27 protein-coding genes are annotated in these 25,995 nt (G+C 61.4%); 13 read left to right on the top strand and 14 right to left on the bottom strand.

Annotated features, from left to right (window positions below; genetic code table 11):
- Positions 1-49 precede the first annotated feature (49 nt).
- Both DH08_RS23740 and DH08_RS23735 read right to left on the bottom strand, forming a co-directional pair.
- Entirely contained in the window at positions 50-1,489 is a 1,440-nt protein-coding gene (locus DH08_RS23740; RefSeq protein ID WP_192181590.1) for a LuxR C-terminal-related transcriptional regulator, read from the bottom strand.
- 54 nt (positions 1,490-1,543) lie between these two features.
- Complete coding sequence (locus DH08_RS23735) at positions 1,544-1,762, bottom strand: hypothetical protein (RefSeq protein ID WP_192181589.1); 219 nt, start codon at positions 1,760-1,762, stop codon at positions 1,544-1,546.
- Here DH08_RS23735 and DH08_RS23730 point away from each other — a divergent pair.
- The 6 genes from DH08_RS23730 to DH08_RS23705 all read left to right on the top strand — a co-directional run bounded on the left by DH08_RS23730 (position 1,746) and on the right by DH08_RS23705 (position 7,246).
- Positions 1,746-1,952 carry a hypothetical protein gene (locus DH08_RS23730; RefSeq protein ID WP_192181588.1) on the top strand — a complete coding sequence of 69 codons (207 nt, stop codon included), beginning with the start codon at positions 1,746-1,748 and terminating at the stop codon, positions 1,950-1,952. The genes DH08_RS23735 and DH08_RS23730 overlap by 17 nt on opposite strands.
- 114 nt (positions 1,953-2,066) lie before the next feature.
- Entirely contained in the window at positions 2,067-2,675 is a 609-nt protein-coding gene (locus tag DH08_RS23725) for a DUF922 domain-containing Zn-dependent protease (RefSeq protein WP_192181587.1), read from the top strand.
- Positions 2,676-2,866: 191 nt separating this feature from the next.
- A complete protein-coding gene (locus tag DH08_RS23720) occupies positions 2,867-3,949 on the top strand; it encodes an ABC transporter ATP-binding protein (protein ID WP_192181586.1) in 1,083 nt (360 codons plus the stop codon).
- Positions 3,950-3,988: 39 nt separating this feature from the next.
- A complete protein-coding gene (locus DH08_RS23715) occupies positions 3,989-5,314 on the top strand; it encodes an ABC transporter substrate-binding protein (protein WP_192181585.1) in 1,326 nt (441 codons plus the stop codon).
- A gap of 185 nt (positions 5,315-5,499) precedes the next feature.
- Positions 5,500-6,351 carry a carbohydrate ABC transporter permease gene (locus DH08_RS23710; RefSeq protein ID WP_425277685.1) on the top strand — a complete coding sequence of 284 codons (852 nt, stop codon included), beginning with the start codon at positions 5,500-5,502 and terminating at the stop codon, positions 6,349-6,351.
- 1 nt (position 6,352) lies between these two features.
- A complete protein-coding gene (locus DH08_RS23705; RefSeq protein ID WP_192181583.1) occupies positions 6,353-7,246 on the top strand; it encodes a carbohydrate ABC transporter permease in 894 nt (297 codons plus the stop codon).
- A 67-nt stretch (positions 7,247-7,313) separates the two neighbouring features.
- Here the strand turns inward: DH08_RS23705 and DH08_RS23700 are convergent, their stop codons facing one another.
- Complete coding sequence (locus DH08_RS23700; protein WP_192181582.1) at positions 7,314-7,733, bottom strand: VOC family protein; 420 nt, start codon at positions 7,731-7,733, stop codon at positions 7,314-7,316.
- A 214-nt stretch (positions 7,734-7,947) separates the two neighbouring features.
- Here DH08_RS23700 and DH08_RS23695 point away from each other — a divergent pair, with 214 nt between their 5' ends.
- Positions 7,948-9,159, top strand: coding sequence for an MFS transporter (locus tag DH08_RS23695; RefSeq protein ID WP_192181581.1), 1,212 nt, complete (start codon positions 7,948-7,950; stop codon positions 9,157-9,159).
- A 130-nt stretch (positions 9,160-9,289) separates the two neighbouring features.
- A complete protein-coding gene (locus DH08_RS23690; RefSeq protein ID WP_192181580.1) occupies positions 9,290-9,925 on the top strand; it encodes an ankyrin repeat domain-containing protein in 636 nt (211 codons plus the stop codon).
- Between the two features lie 36 nt (positions 9,926-9,961).
- On the opposite strand, the gene DH08_RS37205 is transcribed toward DH08_RS23690, so the two are convergent.
- A complete protein-coding gene (locus DH08_RS37205; protein WP_345892441.1) occupies positions 9,962-10,114 on the bottom strand; it encodes a hypothetical protein in 153 nt (50 codons plus the stop codon).
- Between the two features lie 165 nt (positions 10,115-10,279).
- Here DH08_RS37205 and DH08_RS23680 point away from each other — a divergent pair, with 165 nt between their 5' ends.
- From DH08_RS23680 to DH08_RS23670, 3 genes are all read left to right on the top strand, one after another.
- Positions 10,280-10,468, top strand: a complete 189-nt coding sequence (locus DH08_RS23680) for a hypothetical protein (protein WP_192181579.1) — start codon at positions 10,280-10,282, stop codon at positions 10,466-10,468.
- A 284-nt stretch (positions 10,469-10,752) separates the two neighbouring features.
- Positions 10,753-12,972 (top strand): sensor domain-containing diguanylate cyclase, encoded by a 2,220-nt coding sequence (locus tag DH08_RS23675; protein ID WP_192181578.1) that lies wholly within the window; start codon positions 10,753-10,755, stop codon positions 12,970-12,972.
- 346 nt (positions 12,973-13,318) lie between these two features.
- Positions 13,319-14,050: a DUF2270 domain-containing protein gene (locus DH08_RS23670; RefSeq protein WP_192181577.1), complete on the top strand. Its 732-nt coding sequence runs from the start codon at positions 13,319-13,321 to the stop codon at positions 14,048-14,050.
- A 90-nt stretch (positions 14,051-14,140) separates the two neighbouring features.
- Here the strand turns inward: DH08_RS23670 and DH08_RS23665 are convergent, their stop codons facing one another.
- From DH08_RS23665 to DH08_RS23630, 8 genes are all read right to left on the bottom strand, one after another.
- Positions 14,141-14,770, bottom strand: coding sequence for an ATP-dependent DNA ligase (locus DH08_RS23665; protein WP_345892440.1), 630 nt, complete (start codon positions 14,768-14,770; stop codon positions 14,141-14,143).
- 296 nt (positions 14,771-15,066) lie between these two features.
- The gene (locus DH08_RS23660; protein ID WP_192181575.1) at positions 15,067-15,405 is read right to left on the bottom strand and encodes a slr1659 superfamily regulator; all 339 of its coding nucleotides are present in this window, start codon (positions 15,403-15,405) and stop codon (positions 15,067-15,069) included.
- 18 nt (positions 15,406-15,423) lie between these two features.
- On the bottom strand, positions 15,424-15,984 hold the full coding sequence (locus DH08_RS23655) for a slr1658 superfamily regulator (protein WP_192181574.1): 561 nt from the start codon (positions 15,982-15,984) through the stop codon (positions 15,424-15,426).
- 2 nt (positions 15,985-15,986) lie between these two features.
- Positions 15,987-18,371, bottom strand: coding sequence for a SpoIIE family protein phosphatase (locus DH08_RS23650; RefSeq protein WP_192181573.1), 2,385 nt, complete (start codon positions 18,369-18,371; stop codon positions 15,987-15,989).
- Positions 18,368-19,546 (bottom strand): class I SAM-dependent methyltransferase, encoded by a 1,179-nt coding sequence (locus tag DH08_RS23645; protein WP_192181572.1) that lies wholly within the window; start codon positions 19,544-19,546, stop codon positions 18,368-18,370. Before DH08_RS23645 ends, DH08_RS23650 begins: the two co-directional genes overlap by 4 nt.
- On the bottom strand, positions 19,543-20,064 hold the full coding sequence (locus DH08_RS23640) for a ubiquinone biosynthesis methyltransferase UbiE (RefSeq protein ID WP_192181571.1): 522 nt from the start codon (positions 20,062-20,064) through the stop codon (positions 19,543-19,545). Before DH08_RS23640 ends, DH08_RS23645 begins: the two co-directional genes overlap by 4 nt.
- 178 nt (positions 20,065-20,242) lie before the next feature.
- Complete coding sequence (locus DH08_RS23635; protein WP_192181641.1) at positions 20,243-21,892, bottom strand: putative bifunctional diguanylate cyclase/phosphodiesterase; 1,650 nt, start codon at positions 21,890-21,892, stop codon at positions 20,243-20,245.
- A 422-nt stretch (positions 21,893-22,314) separates the two neighbouring features.
- Positions 22,315-23,457, bottom strand: a complete 1,143-nt coding sequence (locus DH08_RS23630; RefSeq protein ID WP_192181570.1) for a helix-turn-helix domain-containing protein — start codon at positions 23,455-23,457, stop codon at positions 22,315-22,317.
- Positions 23,458-23,688: 231 nt separating this feature from the next.
- Here DH08_RS23630 and DH08_RS23625 point away from each other — a divergent pair, with 231 nt between their 5' ends.
- Together DH08_RS23625 and DH08_RS23620 are read left to right on the top strand one after the other, a co-directional pair.
- Complete coding sequence (locus tag DH08_RS23625) at positions 23,689-23,991, top strand: hypothetical protein (RefSeq protein WP_192181569.1); 303 nt, start codon at positions 23,689-23,691, stop codon at positions 23,989-23,991.
- A 27-nt stretch (positions 23,992-24,018) separates the two neighbouring features.
- Positions 24,019-24,339: a hypothetical protein gene (locus DH08_RS23620; RefSeq protein WP_192181568.1), complete on the top strand. Its 321-nt coding sequence runs from the start codon at positions 24,019-24,021 to the stop codon at positions 24,337-24,339.
- 48 nt (positions 24,340-24,387) lie between these two features.
- Here the strand turns inward: DH08_RS23620 and DH08_RS23615 are convergent, their stop codons facing one another.
- On the bottom strand, positions 24,388-24,993 hold the full coding sequence (locus tag DH08_RS23615; RefSeq protein WP_192181567.1) for a sulfotransferase family protein: 606 nt from the start codon (positions 24,991-24,993) through the stop codon (positions 24,388-24,390).
- A gap of 26 nt (positions 24,994-25,019) precedes the next feature.
- Entirely contained in the window at positions 25,020-25,919 is a 900-nt protein-coding gene (locus DH08_RS23610; protein WP_192181566.1) for a VOC family protein, read from the bottom strand.
- Between the last annotated feature and the right edge of the window lie 76 nt (positions 25,920-25,995).

The following is a 25,995-nucleotide window of genomic DNA, read 5'->3' as shown; positions in this document are numbered from 1 at the left end:
CGAACGCGCAATCTCCCCCCTTGCGGGGGAGATTGGCAGCTTCACTGGCCTAGCCCAGCTTCGTCAACTTCGCGGCGTTCCGGATGGCCTTGACGGCATCCGGGTTGGTCACGGGATAGCCCGAGATGAAGCCCTCGACGGAGAAGTCGGGAAACTCGGCACGCAGCCGGGCCACGAATCCGGCCGCCTCGGCGTCCTCACTCGCCGCCGCGTGCGCCAAAGCCAGGAACATCAGCACATTGGGAGAATCCAGTGTGCTTCTGCGCAATGCGGCGATGGCTTCCCGGTGCCTGCCAGCGCAGAACAGGACGCGGCCATACATGCCGAAATACCAGGGCGGAGCGAGCGGATTGAGGCGCATGGCGCGCTCCATCAGCGGGATTGCCTCGGCCGGATCGCCGGCGACCAGTGCCTTGCTGCCGGAAAGCAGCGCCAGCGTGTCGGCGTGGTTGGAGCCGTACTGGTAGACTCGTTGGTAGGCGCGCTCGGCCGCGTCGAAGTCGCCGAGGCATCCCATGAGATCGCCAAGGCAGTTGCAGGCGCTGCTGTCGTACGGGTCGAGCCGGATCGCATTTTCAACCGCCGCGCGCCATTTCTCGATCGATCCCCTGGGATCGCGGCCAAAACAATTGCCGGCTTCGATCGAATAGGCGTAGGCGAGTTCGGTCCAGGCCCTGACCAGGGTCGGGTCGAGCTCCAGAGCGCGTGAGAACAGCCGGATCGCTTCCGCGTTGCCGGCGCGGCTGAAGGTGTTGTGCTGCTCGACGCCCAGAAGATAAAGATCATAGGCACGCAGGCTGGCCGGCGGCTTGCGGCGAACCGCGTTGCGCCCGATCGTGGCGATCGCTCCGAAACAGCCGGCGAGTACATTGATGACGGTTTCGGTCAGGCTGTCCTGCAGCGCGAAGATGTCCTCGACCGGACGGTCGTAGCGTTCGCTCCACAGGCTGACGCCGTTCCTCGCATCGGCGAGTTCGATGGTCAGCCTAATACGGGTGTCGTCGGCGCGCAGCTGGCCGGACAGAATATAGGTAGCGCCCAGCGCCTTGCCGTCGGCGGCGAAGTCGGCTGGCTTGCTGCCCAGCGATTTCATGGTGTGGAAGGCGATGACCGGCAAATCCGCGTAGCGCCCCAGGTCGATGGTAATGTCCGACGACAGGCCATCGGCAAAGCGGCGCCAGCGCTCCTCCGAATTCAGACATTCGATCGGGAACACGGCCAGCACCGGCCTGGTGTCAGGCAAGAGCGACGGCACGTCCACGCCCGCGGCGCGGTTGACATGCGCGGCAAGCGCCACCTTGTTGCGGACGCCGAGCTTTTCATAGATCGCGGCGAGATGGGTGCGCACCGTCGACGGCGCGATGAACAGCGCCTCGCCGATCTCGCGATAGGTCAGGCCGGCCGCGAATTTCTCCGCCACCGCACGCTCGCGCTCGGACAGCGCCGGCGAGGACGGTGAAGACGTGGCCGGTGTCGCGTTGTGGTTCATGACGATCCCCTGCCCGCGGACAGGCACCTTATCAACGCCTGCCGCGGCAAAATACTACAAATGCAGGATCCAAAACACCGCATCTGGCCGATCCCGCCGCAGGCGCACAGGGCGCAAACTCCCTTGCAGCAACAGGCTGCAATCAAGGGAGGTTTCCATGCGACGTGTTTCCATAGTGCTGGCATGCGCGATCCTGGGTTTTTCTTCCGCGTCGCCGTCATTCGCAAGCGGATGCAGGCAATTGCTGGAATCGAACGTGAAAATCACCAGCATGCGCCTCTATGCCGACATCCTGGCTAGTGCAGCCCGCAATGGCTGGGACTATACGCCTGACGCCATCGTCAGCGGCTCCAAGCGGCATTTCGACGAGATGAAACTCCAATTGATCGCCGCCGGCTATGAGATCGTCCCTGTCGGCCCCCGGCCGCATTGCCCCTCGTTGGAAAAGCTGGCGAGCGACTAGCAACCAGCGATCCATCCCTGCGACAGGCTTTGCCGAGACACCGATATACCGGCATGATGGGCGGCAAATCGCCCGCTGACTCGGGCTCCATATTGGCACCAGTCGCGGGGTCCTATGAAACCTGGCATCCTCTTCCTCTTGCTGGCGGCCGTTCTTGCGGCCTCACCGGCACATGCCGACTGGAGGCCGGTCGATAAAATCGAGACCTATGCGATCGCCGGGCAGACGGCGCCCGAACTCTATGCCTCGATCGGTGAGCGCGGACCGCTCATCGGCAAGGACGTCGTCGGCAACAAGGTCCGCGTCATCGCGCATACCAATTTCAAGTTGACCTGGACCCGGGACTACCGGCCCGAGGGCGGTGCCTGCGTGCTCAAAACGGCGCGGCCGAAGCTGATCATCACCTACACGCTGCCCAAGCCCGCCGGGCCCCTGCCAGCGGAGTTGCAGAAACGCTGGGATGCCTTCGCCGCCGGCCTCGCGGCCCATGAAAAGGTGCATGGCGGGCAGATCATCGACATGGTGCAAAAGATCGAGGCGCTGAGCATCGGCTTCACCGTCGCTAACGATCCCGGCTGCAAGAAGATCAGGACCGAACTGACGGCCAGGCTTTCCGAACTTTCGCAAGCGCAGCGCCAAGCCAGCCGCGACTTCGACCGCGTTGAGTTCGGGCCGGGCGGGAATTTGCAACAGCTGGTGCTGGGGTTTGTGAACGGCGACTAGCATCGGCCTGCACTCGGATTCACCACACGGATGACGAAGTTAAGCACTTAGCGCCGCGCGGGTTTACAGGCTGGTTTGGTAGCGCTACCGTCGCTGAGTCTGTCGCGTGACCAGAGGGGACTGGAGGCTGTCGCGGGCGGACTGGAACGGTTTCCTCAGGGGCGTCGGGAAACCGTTGGGAGGAGTCATAAATGGCGTCTGTCGCGATTGGCGAAGTCTATAAGTCATTCGGAACTGTCGAAATCCTGCACGGCGTCAGCGTCGATATAGACGACGGCGAGTTCGTCACTCTGGTCGGGCCGTCGGGTTGCGGAAAATCGACCCTTCTCAGGATGATTGCCGGCCTGGAGAAGATATCGCGCGGCCAGATCTCGATCGGCGAGCGTGTCGTCAACAACGTCGCGCCCAAGGAACGCGACGTTGCGATGGTGTTCCAGAACTACGCGCTTTATCCGCATATGACGGTCGCCGAGAACATGGCGTTCTCGCTGATGCTCAAGGGTGTCGCGAAAGCGGAGAGCGACGCCGGCGTTAAGCGCGCGGCCGAAATCCTGGGACTGGTGCCGTTGCTGGCACGCTATCCGCGCCAGCTCTCCGGCGGCCAGCGCCAGCGTGTCGCCATGGGCCGGGCGATCGTGCGCGATCCGGCGGTTTTCCTGTTCGACGAGCCGCTCTCGAATCTCGACGCCAAGCTGAGAGTCCAGATGCGCGCCGAGATCAAGGAACTGCACCAGCGCCTCAAGACCACGACGGTCTATGTCACCCACGACCAGATCGAGGCCATGACCATGGCCGACAAGATCGTGGTCATGCATGACGGCATCGTCGAGCAGACCGGGCCGCCGCTGGAACTTTACGACCGGCCGAACAATCTGTTCGTCGCCAGTTTCATCGGCTCGCCGGCCATGAACATGCTCAAGGGCGAAATCGCAATCGACGGCACGCCGTCCTTTCGAGGCGCCGGCGGGATTTCGGTGCCGTTGGCAAGGCTGCCTTCCACCGGCAAGGGCGAGCCGGTGGTGCTGGGCATACGGCCCGAGCACCTCAGGCTGTCCGACCAGGGCATTCCAGTCACCGTCGTGGTCGTCGAGCCGACCGGGTCGGAGGTGCAACTCATCGGCCGCACGCCCGGCGGCGAGGACATCGTCGCGAATTTCCGGGAGCGCCATTCCTTCACGCCGGGCGAGACCGTGCGGCTGACCGCCGAGCCTGGCCTCATCCACCTGTTTCACGGCGAAACCGGGCAGAGGCTGGAAACCCGCGCCGGGCAGTAGGACTTATACAGCGAGGAAACATCAGAGGAGGAAACGACCATGAAATTCACCAGACGCGACGTGATCCGCACGACCGCCGGCGTGGCGGCGGGAGCCTTGGGGAGCCGGTTCGTCGGTTCGCCCGCCTTTGCCCAGGAGGGGCTGAAGTCCAAGCCCGAGGACGGCGCCAAGCTCAGGTTGCTGCGCTGGTCGCCCTTCGTCCAGGGCGACGAGGACCAATGGCTGAAAAACACCAAGCGGTTCACCGAGGCGACGGGCGTCGAGGTTCGCGTCGACAAGGAAAGCTGGGAGGATATTCGCCCCAAGGCGGCGGTGGCTGCCAATGTCGGCTCCGGCCCGGACCTGATGTTCGTCTGGTTCGACGACCCGCATCAGTATCCCGACAAGCTGCACGACGTGACGGAACTGGGTGAACACCTGGGCACAAAATACGGCGGCTGGTACGACGGACCGAAGCAGTATGCGACGCGGGAAGGCAAATTCCTCGGCCTGCCGCTGGCCACCATCGGCAACGCCATCGTCTACCGGGAAAGCTGGGTCAAGGAAGCTGGGTTTTCGGAGTTTCCGAAGGACACGGCGAGCTTCCTCGAACTTTGCAAGGCGCTGCAGGCGAAGGGCCATCCGGCCGGCTTCACCCATGGCCATGGCGTCGGCGACGGCAACAACTACGCGCATTGGCTGCTGTGGAGCCATGGCGGCCAGATGGTCGACGAGAGCGGCAAGGTGACCATCAACAGCCCAGAGACGCTGAAGGCGATCGAGTACGCGCAGGCGCTCTACAAGACCTTCATTCCCGGCACCGAAAGCTGGCTCGACGTCAACAACAACCGTGCCTTCCTGGCCGGCGAACTCGGCGTCATCGCCAATGGCATTTCCGCCTACAACACCGCCAAGATCAACAAGGACAATGATCCGAAACTGGCTGAAATCGCCAAGGACATCCGCACCACCAACCTGCCGATCGGCCCGGTTGGAAAAGCGGTCGAGCTGTTCCAGGTGACCACCGCCGTCATCTTCGACTACACGCCCTACCCCAATGCAGCCAAGGCCTACCTGCAGTTCATGTTCGAGGATCCGCAGATGACGGACTGGATCACCTCGTCCGCCGGCTATTGCTGCCAGACGCTCAAGGCTTTCGACAACAATCCGGTGTGGACGGCCGATCCGAACAATGCCGCCTACGCCAAGGCCTCGGCGACGTTGCGTCCCAATGGCTATGCCGGGCCGCTCGGCTATGCCTCGGCGGCGACCATGGCCGACTATGTGCTGGTGGACATGTTCGCCAAGGCGGTGACCGGCCAGGCGACGCCGCAGGAGGCGATGGAGGAGGCGGAAAAGCGCGCCAACCGCTACTACCGCGTTTAAGCGCACAGCCGAGCCGGGCGGCACGATCGCTGCCCGGTCCGGTGCCTGAAATCGCTTGGCGGCCGCCCGGGCCGACCACCTCCTGAGGAGCTGTTCCCATGGCCGTGCCGTCAGTCGCCGTCCAGCCACGTCCGTCGACCCTTTCGCGCCTGTCCGAAAGCCATAACGCGCTTGGCTTCGGCTTCATGCTGCCGGCAGCGGCGCTGCTTTTGGTTTTCCTGACCTATCCGCTCGGGCTCGGCGTCTGGCTCGGCTTCACCGACGCCCGCATCGGCCGCCCCGGCATCTTCATCGGCGTCGAGAACTACGAGTATCTGTGGAGCGACGGCGTCTTCTGGCTCTCCGTCTTCAACACGCTGCTCTACACGATCAGCGCCTCGCTGCTGAAATTCGTGCTTGGCCTCTGGCTGGCGCTCATCCTCAACCAGAACCTGCCGTTCAAGTCGTTCTTTCGCGCGATCGTCCTGCTGCCATGGGTGGTGCCGACGGTGCTGTCGGCCATCGCCTTCTGGTGGATCTACGATTCGCAGTTCTCCATCCTGTCATGGGCGCTGCAGCAGATGGGCCTGATCGACCACCGCATCAATTTCCTCGGCGACCCGACAAACGCGCGCGCCTCGGTGATCGCGGCCAATGTCTGGCGCGGCATTCCTTTCGTCGCCATCACGCTGCTCGCCGGCCTGCAGACCATACCTCAGTCCCTCTACGAGGCGGCCACGCTCGACGGCGCCAGTCGCTGGCAATTGTTCCGCTATGTGACGCTGCCGCTGCTGACGCCGATCATCGCCATCACCATGACGTTTTCGGTGCTGTTCACCTTCACCGATTTCCAGCTCATCTATGTGCTGACCCGCGGTGGCCCGGTGAACGCCACCCACCTGATGGCGACGCTGTCCTTCCAGCGCGGCATTTCCGGCGGCCAGCTTGGCGAAGGCGCGGCAATCGCGGTCGCCATGATCCCGTTCCTGCTGGCCGCGATCCTGTTCAGCTATTTCGGCCTGCAACGGCGCAAATGGCAGCAAGGCGGCGGAGACTGACATGGCCGCGACAAAGAGAACCAAGCGCCCGGAAATCGACGAAGGCGGCATGGGCTACCTGCAGAGCCTGCCGCGCCGCGTGGTGACGGTCTATCTGCCGCTGCTGGTGTTCGTCATCGTGCTCCTGTTCCCGTTCTACTGGATGACGATCACCGCGGTTAAGCCCAATCTGGAGATGACCGACTATCAGAATTTCAACCCGTTCTGGGTGGTGCATCCGACATTGGAGCACATCCGCTACCTGCTCTTCGAGACATCCTATCCGGGCTGGCTGCTCAACACGATCATCATCTCGACAGCCGCCACCTTCCTGTCGCTGCTGGCATCGGTGTTCGCCGCCTACGCGATCGAAAGGCTGCGCTTTTCCGGGGCGCGGCAGGTCGGCCTGGCGGTGTTCCTCGCCTATCTGGTGCCGCCGTCGATCCTGTTCATTCCGCTGTCGGTGATGGTGTTCAACCTTGGGCTCTACGACACGCCGTTTGCGCTCATCCTCACCTACCCGACCTTCCTGGTTCCGTTCTGCACGTGGCTGTTGATGGGCTATTTCCGCTCCATCCCGTTCGAGCTGGAAGAATGTGCGCTGATCGACGGGGCGAGCCGGTGGCAGATCCTCACCAAGATCGTGCTGCCGCTCTCGGTGCCCGGCCTGATTTCCGCCGGCATATTCGCATTCACCCTGTCCTGGAACGAGTTCATCTATGCGCTGACGTTCATCCAGTCGTCGGAAAACAAGACCGTGCCGGTCGGGGTGCTCACCGAACTGGTCCGCTCCGACGTCTACGAATGGGGTGCGCTGATGGCGGGAGCGCTGATCGGCTCGCTACCGGTGGTCGTGCTCTATTCCTTCTTCGTCGAACACTACGTTTCCTCGATGACCGGCGCGGTGAAGGAATAATCCTGCGAGCATGCCGCGCGAACGCGGCGACAATGACCGCCTTGTGCCAAGATCACCGATGGCACGGCTAGAAATTGATCTCCACCGAAGCGGCGCTGCGCTTCGCCTCACCATGGAACACCGCCTCGATGTTGTTGCCGTCCGGGTCGAGCAGGAAGGCGGCGTAGTAGCCGGGGTGGTAGGGACGCTCGCCCGGCCCGCCATTGTCGCGGCCGCCGGCTGCAAGTCCGGCCTTGTACCAGGTATCGACCATGGCGCGGTCCCTGGCCTGGAAGGCGAGATGGTGGCGGCCGGTCAGCACGCCTTGTGCGGCGCGGCTGTCGGCGCTGGAGACGAACAACTCGTCGGCCCAGAAGTAGTCCTCGGCCTCGCCGCCGACAGGAATGTCCAGCACGTCGAGGACCGCACCATAGAAACGTCGACTCGCCTTCAGATCGCGCACGACGAGCTGGATGTGGTCGACTAGACGGCCCCGATGAAGCTCCATTGTTTCACTCCTCCTGATCGCAATGACTTCAATCTAGGTTAGGATGGCGTCCGGTCAATTCGCAGGACCTGTCGCATTTCGCTGCGGCACAAACTGGATAAAAAATGCAACCGGATTGTAGGATCGGCGCCCGCCACAGCGTCCTTCGGACGCAAGCGGCGCGACAAGGCACGAAAGAGGTCGCGCCGCATCGAACTGATTTCGGGAGCCAATCATGAAGCCTTCCTATCGTTGGGTCATCGTCGCGGCTGGCGCGCTGATGAGCTGTGTCGCCATCGGCGTGATGTTTTCGCTGGCGATCTTCCTGGAGCCGATGGCGCTCGACACGCAGTGGTCGCGCGCCGGCATATCGAGCGCGATGACGCTGAATTTTTTGGTGATGGGCCTCGGCGGTTTTGCCTGGGGCGCCATCTACGACCGCGTCGGCGCCCGCCCCGTCGTCTTCGCCGGCACTCTGCTGCTGGGGCTGGCGATGGTCTTGGCCAGCCGCTCCGGCTCGCTGCTGGCGTTCCAGATCACCTATGGCGTGCTGGTCGGGCTCGCGGCCAGTGCCTTCTTCGCGCCGATGATCGCGCTGACCACGACCTGGTTTGACACCAATCGCAGCCTTGCGGTGTCGCTGGTCTCGGCTGGCATGGGTGTGGCGCCGATGACGATCTCGCCCTTCGCGCGCTGGCTGATCACGGCCTATGACTGGCGCACCGCCATGTTCGACATCGGCGTGATGGCCTGGGTGCTCTTGTTGCCGGTCGCCTTCCTGGTGCGCCAGCCGCCTGTCCCCGTTACTGCCGCCGACGGCGCCGCTGCCGGTCCCGCCGCCGACGATCCCGGCATGTCGGTTGGCCAGGCGCTGCGCTCGCCGCAGTTCATAGTGCTCGGCCTCACCTTCTTTGCCTGCTGCGCCGCGCACTCCGGCCCGATCTTCCACATGGTCAGCTATGCGATGCTCTGCGGCGTCGCCCCGATGGCGGCGGTCACCATCTACAGCGTCGAGGGTCTTGCTGGGCTCGGCGGCAGGCTGCTCTATGGCGTGCTTGCCGACCGTCTCGGCGTCAAGCCGGTGCTGGTCGCCGGACTGGCGATCCAGGCCGTGGTGATCGCCGGCTATCTCGCCGTCCGGGAGCTCGACCAATTCTATGTGCTGGCCGTCATCTTCGGCGCCACCTATGGCGGCGTGATGCCCCTCTACGCGGTGCTGGCGCGCGAATATTTCGGCGGGCGCATCATCGGCACGGTGCTCGGCGCCGCCACAATGCTGTCCAGCCTCGGCATGGCCTTCGGCCCGCTCGCCGGCGGCATGGTGTTCGATGCCTATGCCAGCTACTCCTGGCTGTTCATCGGCTCGGCGCTTGTCGGACTGGGTGCGGCGGGAATTGCCATCGCCTTTCCTCCTTTGCCGCGCAGGGCAGAACTGCAGCCGGCATAGGCGTGCCAAAGCGATGGCCGCTCGCGGGAGCGGCCATCGCTCCAGGATTTGTCGCCGATCCCGTTGCCGAACACCACCAAAACCGGCACGATGTATGGTATTCTGGCCAGTCGCATCGGGAGCCACCGCATTGACCAAAAGCTTGGAAGCCGAAGACGCCAGGGGGTGGTCGAGCCTGCTCGTCGCCGCAGAGAAAGGCGATGCGGAGGCCGTGCAATCGGAACTGGCGGCCGGTGCGGACATCAATCAGGCGGACGAAGGCGGCTGGTCGGCGCTGCATCTTTCGGCCCTCAATGCCCACACGGCGACGGTCGAAGCGTTGATCGAGCACCCCGAAATCGACGTGAACTCCAGAAACAAGTGGAAGAGCACGCCGTTGAGCCTGGCGGCGGCCAAGGGCCATTACGCTTCCATCTCGGTCCTCGTGAAACATCGTGCAATCGACATCGATGCACGCGCCGACTATTACGGCCGCACCGCGCTGATCGAAGCCGCCAAGAACGGGCATCTGGATGTCGTGAAGCTGCTCGTGGAGCATGGCGCCGACGTCAATTTGATGGACAAGACCGGGCGCAACAATGCGCTGATCGAGGCCATCAAGGGACGGCATTTCGACATCGCGGAATATCTGCTGGAGACCAGGAAGGTGAACTTCCTCAACCGGGATATGCGCCTGAACGCGATGATCTGGGCGGGAAGCTGCCACAACCCCCAATTCATCGAGAAACTGGAAGCCGCGATTAGTAATTTCTTCGACGGTAAGTGAGTGCGGCAGGGCCACACCTCTCGCCGCCCGCCCCTGTCAACCCGTGCCGGAGCGCGAGGCCACGCGGGCGTCGTCGCGAGGCAGCCGGTCGTCGGAGATGAGCACCACAGGGCAGCGGCAGCGCTGCAGCACATCGCTCGTCGTCTCACCGAACATCAGTTCCTCGCCAGGGCGCCGCGCTACGCCCATGACGATCAACAACGGTTGCAGGCGACATCGGTTGCACGGGTCACTCACCCTCCGGCGCACCAAGCGGCGTCGAGACAATTCGATTCAAATGCGGCTGTGGATGTTTGCTTTCGGGTAAAGCGAGTCGCGCATCTTCGTTAGACGGCGGGCAATAAGGAGAAGCTAATGAAAAGCGACTTTGCCGCCGCTCGCCTGCATCTGGAGCGGGCCTGCCACTATCTGCGCGGCGACGACGAAACGAGCAGCGAGGCCCTTTCGGCGCTCGACCTGTTGATCGAGGCGATCGTTGCTGCCCAGTACACACGACCGGCGGCGGAAGTGGTGGATTTTCCTCGGTCGGCAAGGCTGCGGTAGTCCCACGAAGCCCGGGCTGACGACACGGTCGGGCACTCCCAAAAGGCCGTCCCACACGGCCGAAAGCGACATGGCAGAATAGCGAGGCCGCTTCGGAAGGGAGCGGCCTTTGTTATCGGCCTGCGGGTCGGCAATCACCCGTCTTTGATGAAAACGCTACGAGACAGGCTTCGGGGCTTGGTCGCCGTTAGTACGTTAATAAGCATTTGGTAATAAAAGATCGACAATGAAATACAGGCTCGATCCAGCGCATAGGATGCCGGCATTCCCGGCGGATTCGTGCCATGCGCATTAGAAGCCAGATCATCCTCAGCATGGTCAGCGCCGCGGCCTTGATCGGCCTGGTTGGCGGCGTCGCCATCTTCACGCAGATCGCGGCGACCAAATATCTGGGACTGACCGAAGCAACCAATGTCGCGCAGGAACTGGCCGACACGATTGTCTTCAAATCATCCGACGGGACGCCTTCGCTGTTCGAGCGGCCTGAGGCGCTCAAGCAATTCATGCTGCACCAGCACCGCCGCCTGCATCGGGATTTCCTGGTCCTCGACCGCAACAAGGTCGTCGTCGCCCATGCCGGCGACGAGGAGCACCATGTCGGCGACAAATTCGAGCACGACCCCGGCAACGAAATCGGCCAGACGCTGGAGGACGGCGTTGCGCGCAGATTTGTCGACCCGGAGGAAGTGAACGCCATACTCGCCGTGCCAATCGAATATCCTGCCGATACGATCATTGGCGCCGTGCTGCTGGAATATGACCCTGTTCTGCATGCCGCGGAGCAACGCACCAACAGCCTGCTCTGGCTGGTTGGCCTCAGCGCGGCGGCGGCCGTGCTGGTCGCGGTGGGGTTTGCATGGATGCTGCTCAGCCGTTTCGGTGCCGGCCTCAACGATATGATGCGCGGCATGGAAGCGCTGGCGAAAGGCAATGCCATGACGCGCATCAGCCATGCCCGCAAGGATGAATTCGGCCAGCTGGCCGATGGGTTCAACACGATGGCGGACCAGCTTGCATCGGCGCGGGCGCATATCGAGGATATCGTCGAGACGGCGGCCGAAGGCATAGCGGTGCTGGACGGCGACGGCCGCATCGCCAGCGCCAATCCGGCGGCCGCAATGATGATCGGGCGGCGCGCCGACAAGATCGTCGGGCAGCAATGGGATGCGGTGCTGACGGTGCGCGACCCGAGAGGCGGTGCGTTCGCGGCCGGCGCTTCTCCCGTCGAAATGGCTTTGGCCACCGGCCGCCAGCACCAGGGCGAAGTGCGCCTGACCAAATCCGACGGCTCGCATCTGCCGGTCATCGCCAGTTGCAGTCCACTCAGCCGATCCGACGGCGGTCTGGTCCTGACGCTCAACGACATCAGCGAGCTGCGCCGCGCCGAAGGGGTCGTCAACGAGCGTGCCGATCAGCTGGCAATCCTCAACCGCGAGCTGCACGAGAAGTCGGAAACCACGACCCGCCTGGTGAAGCTTGGCGAACTGCTGCAGGCCTGCGTGACCTTCCCCGAAGCCTTCTCAGTGGTCGGCACCGCCATGACAGAGTTCCTGGGCGGCTTGAGCGGAACCGTGCATTTGACCAGCGCCTCGCGCAACCTGGTCGAGGAGATGGCGCATTGGGGCGACGTCCGGTCGAGCGTCACGCAATTTGCGCCCGAGGATTGCTGGGCGCTGCGGCGCGGCCAGGAGCATGTCGCCGGTCCGGGCATGCTGACGCCGCGCTGCGCCCATATCACCGAGAACGGCAAGAAGGGCTATGTCTGCATGCCGCTGGCGGCGCAAGGCGAGACGCTTGGCATCCTGCATCTGTGCGAGCCGAACGCGGCCGACAAGCCGCAATGGCTGGCTGAACGGCAGCAGATCCTGCGCGGTGTCGTCGACACGCTGGCATTGGCGCTGGCCAATCTGCGCCTGCGCGAGACGCTCAGGCAGCAATCGATCCGCGATCCGAACACCGGCCTGTTCAACCGGCGCTATCTCGAGGAAACCAGCAGCCGCGAACTGCGCCGGATGGAGCGCTCGGCCCAGCCGCTGACGATCCTCATGCTCGACGTCGATCATTTCAAGCAGTTCAACGACACGTTCGGCCACGAAGCCGGCGACCTCGTGCTCAAACAGGTCGCCGCCACATTGATCGAGCACGCCAGGGACAGCGATGTCGTGTCGCGCTATGGCGGCGAGGAATTCGCCATCGTCATGCCGGGATGCTCGCTCGAGGAAGGCGCCCAGCGGGCGGAAGCGCTGCGCCAGGCTATCAGGCAGCTGCATCTGACGCATCGCGGTCGCACACTGGGCACCGTGACGGTCTCGTTCGGCGTCGCCGCCTATCCCGAGCATGGCACGGGCTGGGCAGAAATCACCAATGCCGCCGATCACGCGCTCTACGATGCCAAGGGCGAAGGACGCGACCGGGTCGTCGTCGCCAAGACCAGCACCCCCGGTGAGCGGCCCTCGATCCAGTTGGTATCAGCCGCCAAAGCGAGCGCGGACATCAAGGGCTGAAGCGCTCCGCGCCAAGCGCGAGCGGTAAGAGGAAGACAAGCAGCGGCTCCGAGCGGCGGCGAGACGCGTTCGGCCGTTCTGGAACTGGCAGCAGAGGAAGGGCTGTTCTCGCAGCCATGCCAATGGCATAGTGGGGTCAGGGCCTACGCTTGCTTTATTCATGGCCCCCTGTCCTGGGTGACCGGCGAAACCCACCCCCCGCCCCCCGCTCGTCGGTCGCCCATCTTTTCCACGCCAGACATTCTGAGCCGCGCTGGAACGTTTCAGCCGGCCGCGCGTTGTGTTTTTCGGGGTGTGGCCGGTTTGTTTCGGCCGGCCACTGCGTTCGGGAGGCGCATGGCAGGGGATGTCCCAGGTCCGGACCGTGAAATCCACCGAGGCGGCAGCAGCGCCGCGGGCGTCGGATGCGTTCGCGATGAAGCTCACCTCATCGGAACTGGCAACCACGATGTCGCATTTCCATCGCGCCGAGATCGGCCGCATGGCCGGCTGGCGCGACCGGCTCGACCGGACCAGCAACTGGGCGATCACGGTCGTCGCCGCCATGCTGTCGGTGTCGCTGTCGACGCCCAGCGCCCATCACGGGGTGCTGCTGTTCGCCATGCTTTTGATCACGCTGCTGTTGTGGATCGAGGCGCGGCGCTACCGCTTCTTCGACGTCTACCGGGCCCGGGTGCGCCAGTTCGAACGCTATTACTTCGCGCAAATCTTCTCGCCGCAGCCGGACTACGCCTCCAACTGGCTGGCCATTGTCGGTGAAGGCTTGCGCTCGCCCCGCTTCCTGATCTCGCAGCGTGCGGCGCTGGTGCGGCGGCTGCGGCGCAACTACCTCTTCATGTACACGATCCTGATGCTGGCCTGGGTGCTGAAGATCACGACGCCCAGCCTGCAGCGCGAAGGGTCACCGATCGGCTTCGGCGCCTCGTTCCTCGACGCTATGCGGGTAGCATCGCTCGGTCCCGTGCCCGGCATCGTCGTCGCGTGCATAGTGGGGTTCTGCTATGCCGCGCTGCTCGCCGCGGCCTTCCTCGTCAGCAGTGAGGAAGGCGAGCTGTCGCATGGCACCGTGCATGTGTGAGCATGGCAATTCCGCCATCGTTCCGAAACGTTCGGTTCCTATTTCAGCGACATTGTCGAGCGGAAGTCCCTGGCGCTGTTGCGGTTGGGATCAGGGCCGGTCTGGCACGGCAATGGGCGCAGAATATTTGGCCTTCAGCCATGTGTTCGACGATCCGCTCCTGTAGCGGCTGTCGGCGCGCTTGGAGATGATGCCCTCGAGCCCCATCTCATCGACGGCGCGGAAGATCGCTAGCGCACTGCCTTCGAAATGCGCGCTGTACTGGATCTTGCCGAGGCCGGGCTCAACCAGCTGCCACAGCGCCTGCTTGCGCTGCAGCAGGGGCAAGGAGGCAAGATTGCGACCGTCGAGATGGAGAATGTCGAATGCGACGAACACCAACCGGCTCGGCTCGTTCCAGATCGCGGCTTCCAGCGCGGGACAATCGGGAGCGCCCTGCTCGCCGGCTACAATGACCTCGCCGTCGAGAATGGCAGCCCGGCATGGCAGCTCGGCTGCCAGCGCGATGGGCCAGTATTTTGTGGTCCAGTCGTGGCCGTTCTTGCTGTAGAGACGCACGCCGCCTTTATCGATGATGATCTGCGTCCGGTAGCCGTCGAACTTGATCTCGTGAACCCATCCCTCATCTTCGGGCGGGTGCTCGACCGGAGTCGGGATCTGCGGCGGAATGAACTGCAGCCGGCCGCTGCTGACCTTGGGACGCTTACTCAAGACGACCACCTTTGACCGCGTGGCGGCGGCATGATCGGGCACAGGCGGCCCGACATCCCCCCAACGTGGACGCCTGCCGCCTGTGCCGAGCCCCCGCCAAGCCACTACGAACATCTACGCACGAGGCGCGATTGTCGTTAGCTTCGCATCCAAATACTTGTCCGGGCGTACATATCTCGCTGTAGGCGGCGATCCTGCACCGTTCTCACTGTCGGTACGGCCTCTCGCACCGTCCCCGGCTGGCCTATGCTATCTCGGGTTGCCGGCAAGCCCACGCAGTCCCCTGCAAATTTCGGGCGACCTGGTCAGTCCATCAAAAGCACCACAGCGGGATGCAGCTTCTTCAGATTCGGCAATGATTTCGATTGCCAGGGTATGTCGGGCGTTCCACGCACGATGAGTCGAACATCGGGATGCTTGCGCACCTCGATGGTAAATTTCGCCAGCAGGTTGATGCCGGAAGAATTGAGAAACTGAAGGTCCTTTAAATTGAGCGTAACGGAAGCGGGATTTGAGGCAAGAACACCGATCGCCAAAGCCATGATGGGTGCACCAGCCTCGGAACTGGCAAGCCGCATTGCACCGTCGAAAAAGATATCGCTTCCTTCGATCCACACGCGGTAGTCGTCTGTTTTGATTTCCATAGCCTGGCTTCGTTTCATCTAGTTGTGCGTTTGCGAGATCGGAATGGAGGCATATGTCTCCAGGCAAATCCGATCGCTTTCGTCGGCAGAGCTGAATATCCAAGCCAAACGCGCGTCGTAGTCGCTCATCAACGTCAGCAATCCGAGTCCGGAGCGTACCACGTCGGGGTTCGCAGCATTCGCTTCGATTCGCTGTATCAGCAGGTCTCTGGGGTCGCCAACCGTGATGTCCGCCAGGAGACTTTGGAACTCGGACGCGTTTTCACCATCGAGGTCATTCGACACCTTGAGCTTGAAGCACTCCGAATCCATCGACGCCTCGATCACGATTTCGCCCGGTGCGCGAAACTTGACGGCATTTTCGATGAGCTCGTTGACCAGATACCCGATGCTGTGCCGCACTTCCTTGTAGTCGTTGCGGGACGACTGAAAGCGCAATGCGAAAAGATCGGCGATGAAGTCCGAAGTCGTAGCACAATGACGCCAACTCAAGTCTAGAGGTCCGTCGAACAGCCGTACCCGGCTGACACTTTCCATCATCCCGATAGCAATGTCAGGGGTTCCGAACAGCGTGGTCATTCCTATGTGTGCCTTATGATTACGAGGGTGATGTCGTCGTGGATCTTCTGGATTCCGATATGGGCCATAAGATCCTCAATGATCCCGGTTTTGATTTCCTCTGCGCTCCTGCCATAACGTTTTCGTGCGCTCTGGCAGAGGCGCTCGAACCCGAATAGCCTTCGGTCCTGGTCTTCCGCCTCGGTCACACCGTCGGTGTGCAGCACGATCACGTCGCCACTCCCGAACAGGATGTCGCGCGTGGCAATGAACTTCGAGATGTCATGCTCCAGACCAACCGGCAGACCCAGATCAAGCGTATCGATGCGTTCGACTTCCCCACCCGCACGGACGACCAGAACGTCCTCATGCTGGCCGGATAGCGTTACCTGCTCACCCTCAAAGTCAAGAAAGGCCAGCGAGAGATGCTTGTCGGTGTTCGTCCGCTCAATGTTCTTGTAGATCGCCCTGTTCAGCCGATCCAGAAACTGGTGCGGATCCGCTTCATTGGTCTCCTGCAGCGCGCGTGCAACGGATTGGACCATCAGCATCAGCACGCCGCTCTCGAGACCATGACCGGTCACGTCGCCGATGCCGATCTTGACCCGTGACCCGTTCTGCAGGACGTCGTAGTAGTCACCGCCGACCTCGTCGGCCGGCCGCATGTAGGCTGCGATCTCCAGCCCCGGAATCGCTTCGAGTTCGAATGGTTTCGGCAGGACCATCATCTGGATCTGCCTGGCAACTGCGAGCTCGGCACCGAGGCGGACGTTCTCGTCCCGCAATTTTTCGTTGAGTGCGGATATCTCCTGATTTGCGTCCCCGAGCTCCCTGGTTCGTTCGTCGACGAGTTGCTCGAGGTTTTCCGTGTGAAAGCTGATCTGCTCAGCCATGCGGTTGAAAGCGACCCCCACCGCTCCAACCTCGTCGCGCGTCGGAATGCTTACCCGGACTGAATAGTCTTTCGCCTGCAACCGCTTGGCGGCCCCGGCAAGCGCACTAAGGCCTGCAGTGATTCGCTTTGAAATTCCGAAGACAGCCGCAAAGACGATCAGGAGCGAAACGATAACTGCGATGACCTGGGTGATCAGGATCCGGTTGGTCGCGCTGGAAATGCTCTCCTGCGCTGCAAGGAGGGAAGCATAGATTTCCCGTTCGGGGACGACGAAGCCAAGCATCAGGGTTTCGGCCGTGATGGACCCCGTACTATTCCAGAGATTGACTGCGTTTAGCCGGCGAAGTGCGACGATGTATGGTTGGGCCTTGCCGTTCTCATCAATCGAAATATGCTTAATGACTGTCTTGTCGTCGGCGGGAAGTTCGAGCGCTGCGACGGTCGCGTGCGTACTCTTTTTGAGCGAGCGATCGAGGCTGGTAACGCCTTGACCTGCCGCACCACTTGCGATCTTGAGCCCGAGCATTTTCTCGCCTTCAGGCTTGATCGCGAGCACATTGCCGTTCGACATGGTGAGAAAACCGAAGCCCGTATCGGCGACCTTCACGCTTTCGACGATTTCAGCGAGCTGATCGAGCGTCACGTCGGCAGCGACCATGCCGGCGACATCACTGCGGTCTTTCGTCCAGAGCGGGTGGAAGAAGCTCACGATGAGCTTGCCGGTAATCGCGTCGATATAAGGAGCAGTCGCAGTGATGTCATCGCCCTTTACGGGGCGCGAATCCGGCTCCCTGATCCAGCCTTGCCAGCCTTCATAGACGCCAGGAAAGAAGAAATCCCAGAAATTCGCTTTGTCGTGGCCTGGATAGAGCTTGTCGAAGGTCTGCGCCTGATCGGAATAAGGAATCGTGCGCATGATCGGCCCTGCCTTCGGCCCGACGTAGTAGACCTGCAGCTTCTTGGCGCCGGTTGCCATCTGGCTTGTGCCAAAAATATCGAAGATCGCACTGTCCTGAATGTCGCGGAGAATTTCGGGCTTCGGTTGGTGATCAGCGGAGAGGAGATATCCCCAGACACTCATGACCGAAGGTGACCCTTGCCGGGTCTGCACCCAGTTTCCCGTGGCGTCATATGCAAGCGGCGCATTAAAATTGGGGTTCTTCGCCAACGCCTTGCCGATCGCATCTTTCGCTTCCGGATAATCGATTAGTCTCTGCATGGAGCCTGCAAGCGCGGTCACCTCGGAGTGCATGCGGCCGAAGAGGAGATCGGCGCGCAGCGCCGTCGTCTCGATATAGTTCTGAAGGTATTCCTGGCTTGCCCTGGTGAGGCCGCTCTCGATCTGGTGGGTCGCGTCCCGGGAAAGCCGGTTCACATTCCACAGCGCGACACCGCCGCCGACGAGGAGGTCGAACAGCACCGCCCCACCCACAACGATCAAGAATTTCGCGCGGAAACTGTTAAGCCGGAGGACAGGCCAGGGTCTAGGCGGCGTTGCATCCAAATCGGTCATAGCGGCTTGCGTCCCGATGCAACCCAGATCGGCCAGCCGGCATAGCCTTTGGAGTGGAGCGCAGCGAAGATGTGGTCCTGGAAGCCCTGTCGGAACCGCCTGATAAACGCCGGTGTGTCACCTCGCTTGGTAGCCATCTCGCCTGCATAGACATTTTCCCATGCCGCGATGACGTCCGCGAAGTCCTGTGGATCGCCGTCGTGGTTGGAGACCATGAAGGACTCGACCCGAATGTCTTCGAGCCCCGCTTCGGTCAGGTAGCGTCGGCTCTTCGGGCCAAGCTCAATATCCATCTGGAAGTGCGCCCACAGCTTGGCGACCTCGTTATAGGTCCACTGGATGCTGTCGGCGCGTGGTTCACCCAGGCAGTGCGAATTTTTTTCATTGGTGATGTAGACGCGTCCGCCCGGCTTGCAGATGCGAAACAGCTCCCTGAGGATCAGTTCGGGCCTGTTGAACACCTGCAGCGAATGGCGGCACGTGACGAGGTCGAACTGATTTTCCTCGAGCAGCATTTCTGATGCATCGCCATAAGTGTACTCGATGCCCTTGATATCGAACTCCGCAGCCACTTTTCGCGCATAGGCGAGGCTCGACCTGGAGTGGTCGAGGGCGACGATCCGCGACGGCTGGAACTCCTTCTGCACGAGCACGGCGAAATCACCGATCCCGCAACAGATGTCGGCCATGACAATCCCGGGCCTCATGCCGTGTCGCGGCAAGATCGCGCGCTCGTGGCGCCAGGTCATCTTTGTCTGTGTGCGCAGGATTGGAACGAACCCGCCTCCCTCAAGGAAGCCCTGCCCCGGATAGAATTCGCTGTCATACTCTTCGACCGTGATGTTCGGTTCGATTCCGCTCAAGCGACCGAATTTTCGCGACGTCCATCCGACGACACTTGACGTGATGACGACGAATTTGAGATCGGGCCGAGCGCGGCAAGCGTCAATGATGATCCTTGAAAAGGCGTGAAATGCAGCGTTGTTCATCTGCGTCAGGCGTCTGACGTTGACGTAGAGAACGCCGCGCACCCGACCGATCGCATCGCGGAGCAATGCTATGCTGGGCCCAAGCTCATCGATGGCCTGAGGCCGGACCACTCCCGATATGGAGAACTCCTGGTTGTTGGCGTCGTATTGCGCCTTGAAACGCGGGAGAAGGTCGTAAGGGCTCAATGTCGCAGGCCCTCAAGCGGAAGATCCACGACAAGCTTGATTGCATCACCATCGGCTTCCTCCAGCCTGAGTGTCGCGTTGTAGTCGACAGCCAGTTCCAGGAGTACGACCTCCCGGCTGGGCGCGAGATCGCCAGACACCGAATTGAGGTATCGCTCCCTGGCCTCTATTCCTGCGACTTGCGATACGGCTTCTTCGTAGAACCGGCGCTCCTCTGGCACACAAGGAAGTATCAGCTCGATCCTGTCCGTCGCGCCATGGCGGGACACCCTGCATGCCAGTTCGCCGTCGGCATGGCGCGTACGAAAGGCGACTTCCAGCAATTCGTTGAAGGCAGAGGAAAAGAGATTTGAATGCCGGACCGAGTCTGACCTGTTTTGACTGATCATCCGGGCCATGTATGTCGAGACATAATCGCAGTGTCTCCAAACGGAGACAAAAGCTTTGATTTCCATGTCAATCTGGATCATGGGCTCAAAAGCCGGCCCGCCAGCCAGGTCATGATGAACAGGTTCCATCGGCATCCTCCCTTGTTCCATCAGTACTGTGCCCTGGTGGGGCGATGACCTCCGAGGCGGATAATTTCACCGCGGCCCGTTATGAGTCAGTCTCGCATCGACTCGAAGAATGCGCGGTATCTGCCTCGATCGTTTCTACAAATCTCCACTTCACCGTTAACAAAGGGTGTGCAAGGCGCTAGACCGCCCGATTTGATTCCTCCATCGCTCGTACCACCCTCAGTGGGGACCGCCTGATGAAATCGTTGGTTGCCTCGGCTCCGAGCGGTCGTCCCAGGAAATTCCCTTGCAGGCAATCGCAATTCTCCTTGATCAGCCACCGTGCCTGTGCCGACGTCTCGACCCCCTCGGCGGTAACGCTTATTCCCAGGCCGTGCGCCAGATTCATGATCGATCGCACGATGGTCTGGCTTTTGAGATCGGTCTCCAGGTCCGCGATGAAGTATCGATCTATCTTCAGCGTGTCGAAAGGAAAGTTCTTAAGGTAGCTCAACGATGAATAGTATGTTCCAAAATCGTCGAGCGATATTCGTATCCCCAAGACGTTCAGGGTATTTAACGTGTCGATATTGTCGATCGTCTTCTCAAGAAGAACCGTCTCGGTTATCTCGAGTTCAAGTCGGTCTGCCCGGATTCCAACTGCGTCGATGACCTGAGCGACCGTGTCCGTCAGCGAACCGCTAAGGAACTGAGCCGGCGACAGGTTCACCGCGACCGTCAGCGAGGAGGGCCACGTCAATGCCTGGCGACAGGCTTGTTCGAGCACCCATCGTCCAATCTCGTCCATAAGACCGTCGGCTTCGGCGATCGGTATGAACACACTGGGTGGAATGATTCCGATCTCGGGATGCCGCCACCGCAGTAGCGCTTCGAAACCGATCACCGACGAGGGAGGCCGAATGAGCGGCTGATACTCCAGATAAAGCTCGCCTCGCTCCAGAGCGGTTCGAAGGCTGCGCCTCAGATTCTCGCGTTGCTCGAGCAAGAGCAGCATCGAACGGTTGAACGTTCGAGCGCAACCGCGCCCATCCGTCTTGGCTGCGTAAAGTGCAATGTCGGCAGCTTTCATCAGCTGCTCGCCATCGGTCCCGTGCTCCGGCCCGAAAGCAATTCCGATACTCGAGCCGACGAAGACGGCAATGCCGTTGATGACGAACGGCTCCTTGAACGCGTCGACCAGCGATCCGGCGAGGCGCTCGGCCTCCGCCGGCTGATCCTTTCCCAATTGGATGACAGCGAACTCATCGCCGGCATACCGGTACGCGGATTCGCCGTCCTGCAGCGCGTCGCGGATTCGACCTGCCGCGAGCTGAAGAAGCGTATCGCCTGCTCCATGGCCGAGCGTGTCGTTGACCGCTTTGAAATCATCAAGGTCGATTTGCAGCAGGGCGGCTTTCGGTTTTGGTCCGCCGATGGCCTCAAGTGCCTGCTGCAGCCGCTCGCCGAATCTCCGCCGATTCTGCAGGCCGGTCAGCACGTCGTGCGTCGCCTGGTGGAGCAGAATTACATGCTCCTGTTCCTCCGCCGCGCTCCGCCCGCCGTGCTCCCTTGATTCGATGATTCCCACACCACTTGCAGTAGCGAAGACGAAGGCGGACCGTGGCGCTTGGCCTGACGATCGCGGCAAATCGATGCTGGCCGGAGAGCCGCCGTGGAGCACACGAAGAAATTCGTCGCGATGCCTCGCATCGAGGAAGCTCGGGTAGATCTCCCAAACAGCGGCGCCCGGCGCCACCGCGCCTCCGTACACACCTTTAAGCCTGGTTGCGTAGTGCGTCAGGTTGAAGTCGCGGTCATAGAACGACAAAAGTTCGGTCGTGTTCGCCAAAAGGGCAGCGAGAAGCGCTTCGCCGGCACGTGGAACATCGCTCGAGGAAGGCCCCTCACTCTCGGTGCCGACGCCTGATGCCTCTGGATGCAAGAGCCACCTCCGTAAACGGTGCAAATCCGCGTCCCCCAGTCTAGAAATAGCATAACTATCAAGCTTGGCAAACTTTCAACTCGCAGTGTTAACAAGCGCCGCATGCGGCGTAGTTGCAATGTACGCTCCGCTGCAATTGGTGGAAAATTATCAATAGCGATGAACAGTCGCAATTCGTTAATAAATCGGGAATTGGCGGGGATTAGCGATATGATTGACGGAGCGGTGGACGCGACACGAAGTATTGTGATCTATGAGGCGGCGTGGCCTTCCCCGCCCCGGCAAGCCTGTTTGAGCCCCGCCCCGTCCCAAGATCGCCGATCCCCTGTTCAGTTTCCGAGCGCTTTGAGCCAACCTTCAAAGGAAGGGGCCCTCTCGTGTCCAGCAAGCGAAACAGAGTTGGCGGGGCGCGGCAATACCACAGCAGTGCGGCCTTCGCGGGGGCTGTAACCGAATTCCTTGCTGAATGCCCTGCTGAAATTCGCCGCAGAACTAAACCCGAAGGCTTCAGCAATTTCAACGATGCGCCGGCTGTCCGCCGGATCGCTAAGCGCAATATGGGCTGCCAGAAGGCGGCGACTTTGTATGTAATGGAGAACACCACCGCTCGGTTCGAACAACTGATAGAGACGAGAGCGTGATACGCCGAGCGCCCGGCACATTGTATCCGGTGTCAAATGAGCCGCATCCAGATTGTTTTGGACGTATCGACGCGCTCGCTCCATCAGCGCGACACTCGTCAATTGTTCGGCGGCCGCAACATGTTCCGCCGGAGGCGTGAGGCAGGCAATGATCATGCTGCGTGTTGCGTGTACGATGCGAGGCAGATCTTCAGCCGTGAGACTGCGCAGCCTTGCTTCAATGCTGTTGACGTAGTCAACTAAGAGGTTGGCAAAGTTGCCGGACAGAATTGAATTGTTCTTTGCGTCGAGGGTTGCCGCCGCATCAGGGAACAAATCACGCGGCAGATAGAGAAAGAGACCTTCGGAGTCCGTTGTCCTCCCGCGAAACGGATAGCCAAGCGACCTGATCTCCAGTTTGCCCGGCTGGCCTTCTGCAACGCGGCGATCGACCTCCGTCCACGACCGGCCAATACGTGGCAAGACGATATACCAGTGATCGATCGAGCTGGACCGAAGCTTAGCGGCAGAACGGATGTAACTATGTGCCGGAGCGTGCTGCTGAACGATCAGCATGCCACCGAGGTTCCAAGCCGTGTGGTTGGCGGGAAAGCCATCGTCCAGCGATCTGTCATCCGGCAACCTGACCTCGACAAGCGGTGCCATATGCGCTTGCCAAGCGGCGAATTGATCCTCTGGTGCCAGTTCGAGCGTTGAAAAGGGCAGAGGTTCGAGCGCCGGCGCGAGTAACGGAGCAGCCTCATTGTGAGGTTGAGCTTCGCGTGCCCAGCGACGTCGATCACGCTCCGGTGCCTGCTTCGCAGAGGTCTTGTCTCGCCTTTTAGCGTCCATCGCGTGGTGCCATATCCGAATCGGCTATGCCCATGCCCCTCTCAATCATGTGGTGTAACTCAGGCATCTGGCAAGACTGGTGGACTCGAGTCGACTGAAACGGCGATCACGCTGGATTACGGCAAGAAATGCATTCCGAGATAAGTTTCTGGATGCGAAGCTAACGACACTCTTCAACCTGATGCGTATAGAATCGAGCATCGTGAAATATTAGTTGAGGAGACCACCGAAGTGACCACAAAGCTCAACAGCGAAGCTCGTCGCAGGATAATTCTTGATGGATACGGTAACAACGAACCGTTGAAAGATATTGCGGCAAAGATCGGATGCTCCCTGGCGAGTTTGAAAGTCACCGCCAGTAAACTGGGCTGCACTCGAACTCCGAAAGAGGCGGCGGAATTTCGACGCGGCTTTCATGTTCCGGAACACAAACGGCAAGATTATTACCAACTTATGGTTGCTGGACAGTATAAAGCTCGTGAGTGTGCGCTGATTTTGGGATTAATAACAGAGCAATCATCAGCAAACAAATAAACTTATTCCAATACTCTGCAGACGATATTGTCACTTAAGCAGTCCATCGCTTCAGCGGCTCATCAGCAAAAAAGCCCGCCGCAAGCACGGGTAGCGGGCCCTGAAAGGTTCGCACGGATGCTGCGTCGGCGTTTCAATCGCACCTGCCTCAGCCCTCACGATCTGGCTATTTGCGAACGCGTATTCGATCAGGTCTGTGCGGATGAGCATCTCGACCCTTTGGACCCGGACACCGAAATCTTGGCGGTGATGGTTGTGGCCATTTTTCGAAATGCTCACACCAGCGAGCGCGAACTGATGGAAGCGGTCAGATCTCGTCGGCAAAAGGTCGGGGGAAGCGGGCATTAGAGCGTGTCTGAGCGCGGCGATCGGCCATCGCTTTGAAAAGTGCGATCTCTATTTCAGCGACAGCCATGTCGAGCGGAAGTCCTTCGTGTTGTTGCGGTTGGGATAGGGCTGGTCCGGCACGGCAACGCCAAGATGGGCGCAGAGCGGCTCCCAGCCGTCGCCCAGCCTGTGGACCAGCAGGCGCTCGGCCGGCACTGTGGCAATGACACCCTCGACATTGGCCTCATAGGCGGCGATCGCGGCCGCGCGATCCTGCGGCCGGCCGGCGAAGACCTGCTTGGCGATGAGGGCGACGCCCAGCGAATCCGGCTCCTGGCTAGTGGCGATGCCGGCAACGATCGTCTTTTCGAAACTCTCCCACCAGCTTTCCGGCGAGCGCCAGGTGAGGATGACGCGGGCGTCGGGGTAGAAATCGATCAACTCCCGCCAGTAATAGGCCGACGGCCAGTCCATGCAGGAGACATAGCCGGAGAACAGCGTGTTCCAGTCGGGCGCGGCACCCTTGGCCAGCGCGCGCCAGAGCCGCTTCTGCTCTTCGTTGGTGTTGACCGCGGACATGTGGTGGCAGGGGCCGTAACCCAGGATCGCAAGCGCCTCGCGCATCGAATCCGTGCCGGTGCGGCCGAAGCCGGTTCCTATTATTTTGATCGCCATGCCACCCCTCCCCTTGATCGAGCAGATCAGTCTCCCGCCACCACGATCCGCAGGCGGTTGCCCTCGGGATCAGCGAGGTGCAGTGCCCCATCCGTTTGCGTCGAAGGCAGGTTCGCATTGCCGAGCCGCCGCGCGACCGCAGCGAGATCCTCAGCCGATGGAACCACCGCGGTGAAATGATCGAGACCGGCGGCACCGGGCGGCGGTTCGCGCAATTCGTCGCGAGCCCAGATATTGAAGGCGACCATGTGCGGGCGCCGGTCGGTGCCGCAGTCGAACAGGCCGAACGAGCGGGACTGGATGTGCGGCCTGAAGCCGAGCACGCCGAGATAGAATGCCATCAGCGCTTCCGGCGAGCGGGCGCGCATATGAATATGGCCGATGAAGGCGTCCGCCGCCAGCATGGGTTCGACATGGCCGGAATTGCCGAGCTCGCGCAGCAAGCCCGCGACATCCAGCGGCTCGAGGCCGGAATGGGCGCTGCCGTCTCTGGCGATCAGGGTGACGCGGCCGTCCGCGGTCTCCTGTCTCGAGGCATAACGCTCGGGCGTGTCGAAACAGATCTCGATGCCGTTGCCGGATGGGTCGGAGACATAGAGGGATTCGGAGATCAGGTGGTCCTGGGCGCTGTGTCTCAGCCCCGACGCCTTGAGCCGGGCGGCAACGCGCGCCAATTCCTTGCGCGTCGTCACATGGATGGCGACATGGAAGAGATCGCGCGACTTCGGCGACAGGACGGCATCCGCCCCGGCATGAAGCACGATCAGCGTCTTGCCATCGACGCCGAGCCCGACTGTTGCGCCATCATCGCTAAGCACCGCGAGGCCGACCGCGTCGACCCAGACCGGCAAGGCCGCTGCGATATCGATGACGCGCAGATGAACCGGCCCGAGACAGGTCGCGCTGGCCAGCAATTCTTCGCTCATCGATAGTCGTCCGGATTGCAGCCTCAGAACATTAGCTTTGAACGATATAGCTGTCTTGTGCAAAGTGACCAGTCGC

Origin of the sequence: Mesorhizobium amorphae, from assembly GCF_014843845.1 — a bacterium.
Taxonomy (GTDB): Bacteria; Pseudomonadota; Alphaproteobacteria; order Rhizobiales; family Rhizobiaceae; genus Mesorhizobium; species Mesorhizobium amorphae_A.
The sequence above is the reverse complement of the archived record's forward strand: the minus strand, read 5'-3'. Positions and strand labels throughout refer to the sequence as shown.

Coding starts and splice junctions, on each gene's coding strand:
- DH08_RS23680 (WP_192181579.1), top strand. CDS start 10,280: ATGAAAAGCGACTTTGCCGCCGCTCGCCTGCATCTGGAGCGGGCCTGC.
- DH08_RS23710 (WP_425277685.1), top strand. CDS start 5,500: ATGCTGCCGGCAGCGGCGCTGCTTTTGGTTTTCCTGACCTATCCGCTC.
- DH08_RS23735 (WP_192181589.1), bottom strand. CDS start 1,762: ATGCTGGTGATTTTCACGTTCGATTCCAGCAATTGCCTGCATCCGCTT.
- DH08_RS23640 (WP_192181571.1), bottom strand. CDS start 20,064: ATGGAACCTGTTCATCATGACCTGGCTGGCGGGCCGGCTTTTGAGCCC.
- DH08_RS23630 (WP_192181570.1), bottom strand. CDS start 23,457: ATGGACGCTAAAAGGCGAGACAAGACCTCTGCGAAGCAGGCACCGGAG.
- DH08_RS23740 (WP_192181590.1), bottom strand. CDS start 1,489: ATGAACCACAACGCGACACCGGCCACGTCTTCACCGTCCTCGCCGGCG.
- DH08_RS23655 (WP_192181574.1), bottom strand. CDS start 15,984: ATGACCACGCTGTTCGGAACCCCTGACATTGCTATCGGGATGATGGAA.
- DH08_RS23615 (WP_192181567.1), bottom strand. CDS start 24,993: ATGGCGATCAAAATAATAGGAACCGGCTTCGGCCGCACCGGCACGGAT.
- DH08_RS37205 (WP_345892441.1), bottom strand. CDS start 10,114: ATGGGCGTAGCGCGGCGCCCTGGCGAGGAACTGATGTTCGGTGAGACG.
- DH08_RS23700 (WP_192181582.1), bottom strand. CDS start 7,733: ATGGAGCTTCATCGGGGCCGTCTAGTCGACCACATCCAGCTCGTCGTG.
- DH08_RS23695 (WP_192181581.1), top strand. CDS start 7,948: ATGAAGCCTTCCTATCGTTGGGTCATCGTCGCGGCTGGCGCGCTGATG.
- DH08_RS23650 (WP_192181573.1), bottom strand. CDS start 18,371: ATGACCGATTTGGATGCAACGCCGCCTAGACCCTGGCCTGTCCTCCGG.
- DH08_RS23715 (WP_192181585.1), top strand. CDS start 3,989: ATGAAATTCACCAGACGCGACGTGATCCGCACGACCGCCGGCGTGGCG.
- DH08_RS23610 (WP_192181566.1), bottom strand. CDS start 25,919: ATGAGCGAAGAATTGCTGGCCAGCGCGACCTGTCTCGGGCCGGTTCAT.
- DH08_RS23670 (WP_192181577.1), top strand. CDS start 13,319: ATGTCCCAGGTCCGGACCGTGAAATCCACCGAGGCGGCAGCAGCGCCG.
- DH08_RS23660 (WP_192181575.1), bottom strand. CDS start 15,405: ATGGAAATCAAAACAGACGACTACCGCGTGTGGATCGAAGGAAGCGAT.
- DH08_RS23705 (WP_192181583.1), top strand. CDS start 6,353: ATGGCCGCGACAAAGAGAACCAAGCGCCCGGAAATCGACGAAGGCGGC.
- DH08_RS23720 (WP_192181586.1), top strand. CDS start 2,867: ATGGCGTCTGTCGCGATTGGCGAAGTCTATAAGTCATTCGGAACTGTC.
- DH08_RS23675 (WP_192181578.1), top strand. CDS start 10,753: ATGCGCATTAGAAGCCAGATCATCCTCAGCATGGTCAGCGCCGCGGCC.
- DH08_RS23725 (WP_192181587.1), top strand. CDS start 2,067: ATGAAACCTGGCATCCTCTTCCTCTTGCTGGCGGCCGTTCTTGCGGCC.